The organism is Okeania sp. KiyG1, from assembly GCF_014132355.1.
GTDB lineage: Bacteria > Cyanobacteriota > Cyanobacteriia > Cyanobacteriales > Microcoleaceae > Okeania.
This window is the reverse complement of record NZ_BLZO01000027.1, coordinates 26,530-34,406: the sequence shown is the minus strand read 5'-3', so window position 1 is coordinate 34,406 and position 7,877 is coordinate 26,530. Positions and strand designations below refer to the sequence as shown.

7 protein-coding genes are annotated in these 7,877 nt (G+C 35.1%); all 7 read left to right on the top strand.

Annotated elements, in window-relative coordinates; genetic code table 11:
- Window positions 1-510: 510 nt before the first annotated feature.
- The 7 genes from SAGCYANO_RS03800 (at window position 511) to SAGCYANO_RS03780 (ending at window position 7,852) form a co-directional block, all read left to right on the top strand.
- Window positions 511-1,569 carry a glycosyltransferase family 4 protein gene (locus tag SAGCYANO_RS03800; protein ID WP_202218867.1) on the top strand — a complete coding sequence of 353 codons (1,059 nt, stop codon included), beginning with the start codon at window positions 511-513 and terminating at the stop codon, window positions 1,567-1,569.
- A 1,780-nt stretch (window positions 1,570-3,349) separates the two neighbouring features.
- On the top strand, window positions 3,350-4,618 hold the full coding sequence (locus SAGCYANO_RS03795; protein ID WP_202218864.1) for a competence/damage-inducible protein A: 1,269 nt from the start codon (window positions 3,350-3,352) through the stop codon (window positions 4,616-4,618).
- Between the two features lie 286 nt (window positions 4,619-4,904).
- Window positions 4,905-5,039 (top strand): hypothetical protein, encoded by a 135-nt coding sequence (locus SAGCYANO_RS47295; protein WP_255502456.1) that lies wholly within the window; start codon window positions 4,905-4,907, stop codon window positions 5,037-5,039.
- 28 nt (window positions 5,040-5,067) lie between these two features.
- On the top strand, window positions 5,068-5,514 hold the full coding sequence (gene aroQ / locus SAGCYANO_RS03790) for a type II 3-dehydroquinate dehydratase (protein WP_202218863.1): 447 nt from the start codon (window positions 5,068-5,070) through the stop codon (window positions 5,512-5,514).
- Between the two features lie 1,194 nt (window positions 5,515-6,708).
- Complete coding sequence (locus tag SAGCYANO_RS47290; protein WP_255502455.1) at window positions 6,709-6,834, top strand: hypothetical protein; 126 nt, start codon at window positions 6,709-6,711, stop codon at window positions 6,832-6,834.
- Between the two features lie 41 nt (window positions 6,835-6,875).
- Window positions 6,876-7,145 (top strand): hypothetical protein, encoded by a 270-nt coding sequence (locus tag SAGCYANO_RS03785; protein WP_202218862.1) that lies wholly within the window; start codon window positions 6,876-6,878, stop codon window positions 7,143-7,145.
- Entirely contained in the window at window positions 7,064-7,852 is a 789-nt protein-coding gene (locus SAGCYANO_RS03780) for an ADP-ribosylglycohydrolase family protein (protein WP_202218861.1), read from the top strand. Before SAGCYANO_RS03785 ends, SAGCYANO_RS03780 begins: the two co-directional genes overlap by 82 nt.
- The last annotated feature ends 25 nt before the right edge of the window (window positions 7,853-7,877 follow it).

The following is a 7,877-nucleotide window of genomic DNA, read 5'->3' as shown; positions in this document are numbered from 1 at the left end:
GAATTGTAAGAATGATTTTTCTGCCCAAGTCTTGCCTAAAATACTAGCTTTTTGAGCATAAAGAGCTGAAAAATTTGCACTTTTTAAAGGCTCCAAAAAGGCTTTAGTCTTTATATGTCAATGCTTTTATATTTAATCAGCAAGCCCTATTTATAAGTATTGTAAATCGGTAACTTCCAATTTGGGATTGATTTCTAGTCTTGAGCTACTAGCAAATTAAAAGACTAGATTTAATCCCCAACCTGTATATTGCAATATTAATTAGTAGAGGCGTTCAATACAATGTCTCCACCATTATAGATAAAAACTCATTTGTCAACATAAAATGCTATATCTAATTTAGCACTATAGTTTAAATACACTATATATGGTATTTGGACTAAATTTCTACCCTCGAAAACTAAAGTATTTTTATAACTATACCCAATTATTTATATAGTAGCAAAATATCCTAATAATGCTAGACCAAATTAATAATTTCTTATTAACTTTTAACCCCCATTACTTCAGATACCTCATTATCTATACCATTTGATTACCTTAATAATTTCAATTTTTGTTGTACTTTTAATTACACCAATTATCCGCAAAATTGGTTTAAAAATTGGACTTGTAGATAGTCCAGGCGGTCGAAAAATTCATAAACAGCCTATGGTACGTTTGGGAGGAGTTTCTATTTTTATTGGTAGCTTAATTGCTCTTTTATTTGTTTGGTGGTTAGGAGGATTTATAGATGCTAATGGTAATATTTTACCTCCAGAAAAAGAGTTTGAAATCTGGGGTGTAACAATTGGTGGTTTGGCTTTTTTCCTAATTGGTTTAGCAGATGATTTGTTTGGTTTATCTCCCTTATTTCGGTTATTCATGCAAACTATTGCTGCTAGTATGGCTTGGATAGTAGGCGTACAAATTGAATTTCTGACAATTCCTTTTTATGGGCTAGTACATATTAATATTCTGAGCTGGCCTGTAACTATTATCTGGTTAGTGGGGATGGCAAATGCAATTAATTGGATTGATGGTGTAGATGGGTTGGCTGCTGGTGTTTCTGGTATTGCAGCTTTTGTGATGTTAATTGTAAGTATATTTATGGATCAACCGGCAGCAGCTTTAATTGCGGCAGCTTTAGCTGGTGGAACATTAGGTTTTCTTCGTTATAATTTTAATCCAGCTCAAATATTTATGGGGGATGGAGGAGCTTATTATGTAGGATTTACTTTAGCAGGAGTAGGAGTAATAGGTTTAGTAAAAACTACTGTAGTTACTTCTGTTCTTTTGCCATATCTAATATTAGCAGTGCCAATTATTGATATGTCTGCTGTAATTTTAGACCGTTTACGAAATGGTAAATCTCCTTTTATTGCAGATAAACGCCATCTCCATCATCGTTTATTAGATGCTGGTTTATCTCAAAGATTGACAGTTTTTTTTATCTATTCATTAACACTTTGGGTAGGAAGTTTAGCTATGGCTTTTTCTGGTATTCCTAGTGGTGCAATTTATGCTTTTAGTGCTACAGGTTTACTTATTTATACCAGTTGGAAAGTTTGGAAACACAAACAAGCTTAAGGTAAGCATTTCCTGCGGACTGCTGCGCAAACAGCCGTCAGCTAGCCTCCTGTGGTCGGAACTGCGGACTTCAGCTAGCCTCCTGTGGTCGGAACTGCGGACTTCAGCTATTGCTTTTAGTGAGTGATGAAAGTAATATTTAATTGAGCTAGAAAAATCTTGCTATAAAAGTCAGCTCCAAAGTCTATAATTCATTTAGACCTCGTCCTTAAGCACAGGGTCTTATTGCTGATAGCTGATGGCTAATAGCTGAATGCTTACAGCTTAAGTATTTTATTGACATCTTAATAGCGCAATTAATTTAACTAGCTATCAGCATTTTCCGTACCGGAATACTCTGCAAACAGCATTTCCATCAGGAAACGCTTTTTAAGTAGACAAGTAGACTACAAATTTTTTTTAGGTTAGGGAGTAGGGAGCAGGAAGTAGGCAGTAGAAGAGTGCTTTTACCACTGTAGTCTATCTATTGGAAAACCGCTATAAATCCGGTATAAAGTCACGGAAATACTCACACCTGATTTTAAATTTTCCTCTTTCGTCGAATTAGCTTACCGAATAATTAGGGTTTGCTGAAAAAGTCTTATGGGTAAGGGTAGGAGACAACCCACCCCTGCCCCTCCCAGGAGGAGACAGGAGACAACCCACCCCTCGCCCCTCCCCTACCAACCCACCCCTAACCTCTCCCAGGAGGGGAGGGGAAGACAGGAGAAACGGGTCGGGAGCGAGGAGGTAGGAGCGGGCGTTTTGTCCGTTGATTTTTCTGTCCGAAGGTTTGCCTTTTATGCGTGCCTTTTTGAGGGTTTTAGACTACTCCCAGCGCACAAATTGGGCATTCAAGAAGGCTAAAACCTTTACTTTTCAATGGTTTTAGAATTAATCAGCAAGCCCTAATTAATAATTAAATAATTCAGGTTTAAAGCCTCCCCTTTTAAGGGAAAAAAAGGAGAAAAAAAATCCTTTGAATCAATCCTCTTCTTTTCAAGGAGAGGTAATTATTAATTTTAATAATTACAGGACTTACGCAGACACTATACATATAGTGAGGGCGAATACCATTCGCCTCTACAGATGGTGTTTTAAATGTCAATTTGCGTAAGTCCTGAATTAATAATTAATTGTTGAATATTATACCGATTTGATAAATGTTTACTACAAATACCTAGGGTATTTTTTAGGAGTCAGAATGAATAGCTTCGATGCTATTTATTGGTTCGTAACTTATCTTATTAGTCAAAGGGACATCTCCTTTAACGAAGTCAGAAGTCAGAAGTTATTTTTGTAACGGGGATTTGAGCAACTCTCCAAAAATATTTCGCCTTAAAAGGCGGGGCTGCGCGACCCAATTATTTTGATAAAGTATTTTTATCCCCCTTATTATTTGTAACATTCTTTTTTTTAATTGCTCTAAGACCGATCGCTAAATAAAACCTGAAAGTAAGTAGTCAAGCAAAATTAATTGTATCTTTAGATGGTCAACTTAAATAGGTAAGAAAAATTACTTTTAGATTGACATTTTGTGCATAAAAGTATAACAGAATGAAGCAGGAAGAAGAAAGAAGGAAAAATCTGGCGTTATCTGAATTTTAAGTTTTGGATATTTCCTAAACTTTCCTGCGACTGCTATACATTTTCTTCCCTATTCTCTATTCCTTGTTCTCTAAATTAAAATATATTTTTCACAACTGAAATAGGATGGCTGTAACTTTAGTTTGTGGTAATTAATTAATTTGAAAAATGCGATAAAATTAAACATCAAATTAGGTTAGGACGACTATTTGATATGATTGCAGAAATAATATGTGTTGGCACAGAATTGTTATTAGGAGATATCCTGAATAGCAACGCTCAATATTTAGCACAAGAATTAGCAACTTTAGGAATAGCTCATTACTATCAAACCGTAGTAGGAGATAATCCAGAAAGAATTAAACAAGTATTAGCGATCGCTACCCAACGCTCCCAAATTTTAATTTTCACAGGAGGTTTAGGCCCGACTCCAGACGATCTAACTGTGGCCACCATCGCGGACTATTTTAATACTCCACTGATAGAAAGACCCGAAATAATAGAAGATATTGCCAAAAAATTTGCCCATCGGGGTCGCACCATGACTGCCAGCAACCGGAAACAAGCCTTAATTCCTGAGGGCGCAAGTATTTTGCCTAATCCTATTGGTAGTGCTCCGGGAATTATTTGGCAAGCAATGCCGAATGTCACAATAATGACCTTTCCTGGAGTTCCCACCGAAATGAAATTAATGTGGCAAGAAACTGCTGTACCTTATATGCAAAATCAGGGTTGGTGTGGTGAAACTATCTATAGTCGGACATTAAAATTTTGGGGCATTGCAGAGTCAGCTTTGGCAGAAAAAGTAGCCCCATTGTTGGAAATGAAAAATCCTACTGTTGCCCCCTATGCTAATTTTGGAGAGGTAAAATTACGAATTTCTGCTCGTGCTAAGTCTCAAGAATTAGCAGATGAATTAATTTTGCCTGTAGAACAAAAAATACGAGATATTGCAGGAGTTGACTGTTATGGCATTAATGATGACTCTATAGCTTCTGTAGTAGGAAAATTATTGTTAGATGCAGGGGAAACTTTAACTGTGGCCGAATCTTGTACTGGTGGAGGTTTAGGTAGTATGTTGACTTCTACTCCAGGTAGTTCGCAATATTTTTATGGTGGAGTTATAGCTTATGAAAATATTGTAAAAATTTCTTTGTTAGATGTTAGTCAGGAAGATTTAGCTACAGAAGGTGCTGTGAGTCATGCAGTAGCAAAACAAATGGCAACTGGGGTGGTGAAAAAGTTAGGAAGTAACTGGGGAATTAGTATTACAGGTATTGCTGGGCCTGGAGGTGGAACAGAATCTAAGCCAGTAGGTTTAGTTTATATTGGCATTGCCAAAATAACTGGTGAGGTCGAAAGTTTTGAACACCGCTTTGGTGCTTTACGCAGTAGAGATTGGATTAGAAGAGTGAGTTCCTGTACAGCTCTCGATCTGTTGAGAAGAAAATTATATTTATCTGTAGGAAAAACACAATCATAAAAGACTTGATTATAATAACAATAATAAATCAACTTATGGACAAAAGTCCATACTTTTTAAGACAACTTAACTAATCTTTGCTGAATGGCCATTTAAACCTTAAAGCAAAGATAGTGTTAATATAAGAGTAAAGATAAACAAATAAAAGCCACGATGACTATTTGTTTTATTGTGGCCAAGTTGTTAAAATCTTTCAAAACTTTTGTATGAAAAGGGAAGCGGCAGAACCCGCCCCGCTTACCCCTCACTATAAAAGGTGAGAGTATTCAGCGGGAATAAAATATTGATGGATTTCATTGACAAGGTAATAGAAAAATTAAAGGAATGGACTCGCAAGCTGGTTGATTCTTTATTAGGTCCAGAACCAGAACCAGAACCAGAACTCATTCCTATTCCAGTCAACGACCGCTCTCGTCGCTGATAATTCTATCATTCAACGTTTAAATTATTTGTTTAGCATTTTAGTTTTACATGGGCCAAACTTAAATCTCCTGGGTCTGCGAGAACCAGGAATATATGGCTCTGAAACTTTAGATAATATAAATGGACTGTTAGAGCAAGAGGCGGAAGCCCTGGGAATAAAAATCTCTGTATTACAGTCCAATCATGAAGGTGTCTTGGTGGATGCAATTCACTCAGCTAGTGAGCAACACCAAGGCATAGTTATTAATGCTGGGGCGTATACTCATACAAGTATTGCCATTAGGGATGCTATTTCTGGGGTGAATATTCCCACGGTGGAAGTACATCTCAGTAATATTTATCGTCGAGAACAATTTCGACATCATTCTTTTATAGCACCAGTAGCTGTAGGTCAGATTAGTGGCTTTGGTTCAGAAAGCTATATTTTAGGGCTAAAAGCAATAGTTAATTATCTTCAAAAAAGTATCCGTTAAATAATTTTCCAAATCTAAACATGGCTGGAAATTTTATATTTGAAAAAATATATAGCAGAAGAAAGAAGGAGGAAGAAGGAAAAATCTTGCTTTGTCTGAGCTTTAAGCTTTCTATCTGTCCTAACCTTTCCTTCGACTGCTATATTAATTAAATTAATAATAGTTAGTAAATAGCGTAAACTTTAATGAATTATTAAAGTAATAACTATGTAGTGCTTGCTGATTAACTATCAAAGCATTGACATATAAAGGTTTCAGCCTTATTAGGTTTAAAAAAAAGTGCCAGCTTTTCGGTGGCAAGAGCGGCATAAAGCTAGTATTTTGGGATGATTATGGCAGAAAAATCAAGGGACAATTTTTCCAACTACCTCCTGTATAATTCCCATTTCTCCTGAATTATGTTTGCGGAGTATGACTTAGGAAATTCGGAGTCCTACCCCTACCAAAAGACTTTATTCAGCAAACCCTATGTAGTTCAGATCATAGAACACTATAATTATTCAAAAAATTAGAAAAACAAATTTGTTGAAACTTTTATATAAAAAATTATATTTATTAAGTAATAACTATTATTAATAGTATCAGTATTAAGAGAGTATTTGTCAAACAAATATTAGACAACATAGGGTGAGAAGCGACCTCCCACATCAAGCAGAGCGTGGTAGTAAAACTAACCATCATTCCATACCATAAATTTTAAGCCTACTGTCACACGCCCTACTTAATCTTTTTTTTGACAAACAGTATCTAATGCCAGTCACAAGAATTATAGCGGTTTTCACAAAGGTAGACTACAAAACTTCTGCCTTCTGCCTTTAAGGCAAAAATTTTTGTATTCTATGAAACATGAAAACTGCTATAAATGATTCATATAAAAAACATTTATTTTGAGAATAAGTAGTAATATAAATCTTTACAGATGACATAATAAGATTTAATATAGTTAATTATAGATAGCGACCCTAAATAAGTTTTGAACAAATGTTAGTCTGAAAAAGTAGATATGAAACTTACAGGACTTTTGAGGAAGCGTGAGGTACAGTTTAATACTAATATCTATTCCCTATTCCCTAAACTCGTAAAACTCTGTACCTCATAAACTCCAAAATTTCTGTAAGTCTAACTTGATTAAATTTACCTCTACTGTTGATTACCTGTATAAAAAAATAAATTTATAAAAGAAATGAATAAATAATGGAGCATTCTCTATTAATCAAATTCCAAGGCGCTTTATTAGGAGCAGTTTTAGGTAATCATTTAGGTTATTACTTTGAGTATCAACAAATAGAGAAAGAACGAAAAAATTATAAAGATCGATAAATAAACATAAATTTTACCCGTTAGATTTAGAGAAACAAAGATTGCAAAAATGGGGAGAAATTACAGTTAATTGTGCAAATAGCTTAATTAGAAATCAGGAATTTAATCAAGAAGATTGGCAGAAAATTTATGGGGAATGGCAAGATAACTGGGCTAATAAAAAAGACCAAAGCAGCAAAACAAGTCAGGTAAAATATTATCAAAAAAAGCAGAAAAATTTGATAATAAATTGCCTGATATTAACTACCCCGATATTAACTACACGGATAAAGATGATGTATTTTATCCCACAGCTAGTAATGCAGTTATAGCAAGTTTGCCAGTAACCTTGTTTTATCACGAAGATAAATTAAAACTGGAACAAAAATTACAGCAATGGGGAAAAGTTTGGCAAAATTCCTCAGAGATCAATCCAAGTAACTTAGCAATTGGATATGTTATAGCCCAAGCTTTGACAGAACAACTATATCCCAAAACTATAATACCCAAAATTATCGACTATATTGGAGAAAAAGAACCATTAGTAGGGCAACTAAGAAAAGTAGAACAATTGATCGACCGGAGAGCAAATTTAGATACTGCAATAACTCAGTTATCAAAAAATGTTAAATCTTTTTCCAAACAGCAGATATTTTCTGAACAACAAGAAAACTCTATCTCTTGTCCTTTTTTCATACCTACTTGTTTAGCCTTATACTGTTTCCTCAGTACCCCGGAAGATATGAATTTAGCAATATTACGAGGTGCAAGAACAAAATGGCCAACTCAAATCTGTACTATAGTAGGTACTTTATCAGGAGCTTATAATAGTACTGCTGGAATTCCTGTAGAATGGCGAAAAAAAATGGGAGGAGAACTGTTGGGAATAAATGAAGCAGAAATTCTGAAGTTGGCCAAAAATCTTTGGGCCGTTTGGTGTGGAGTTTATGACCCAAACAATATGACACAAAATATAGTGCCAGCAGTTGCTGCCAGCAACGTAATTCGTCCTCGCCCACGCAAAGCTAGTGGATATTGAAAACTCTATGATGTGTAGACATCAA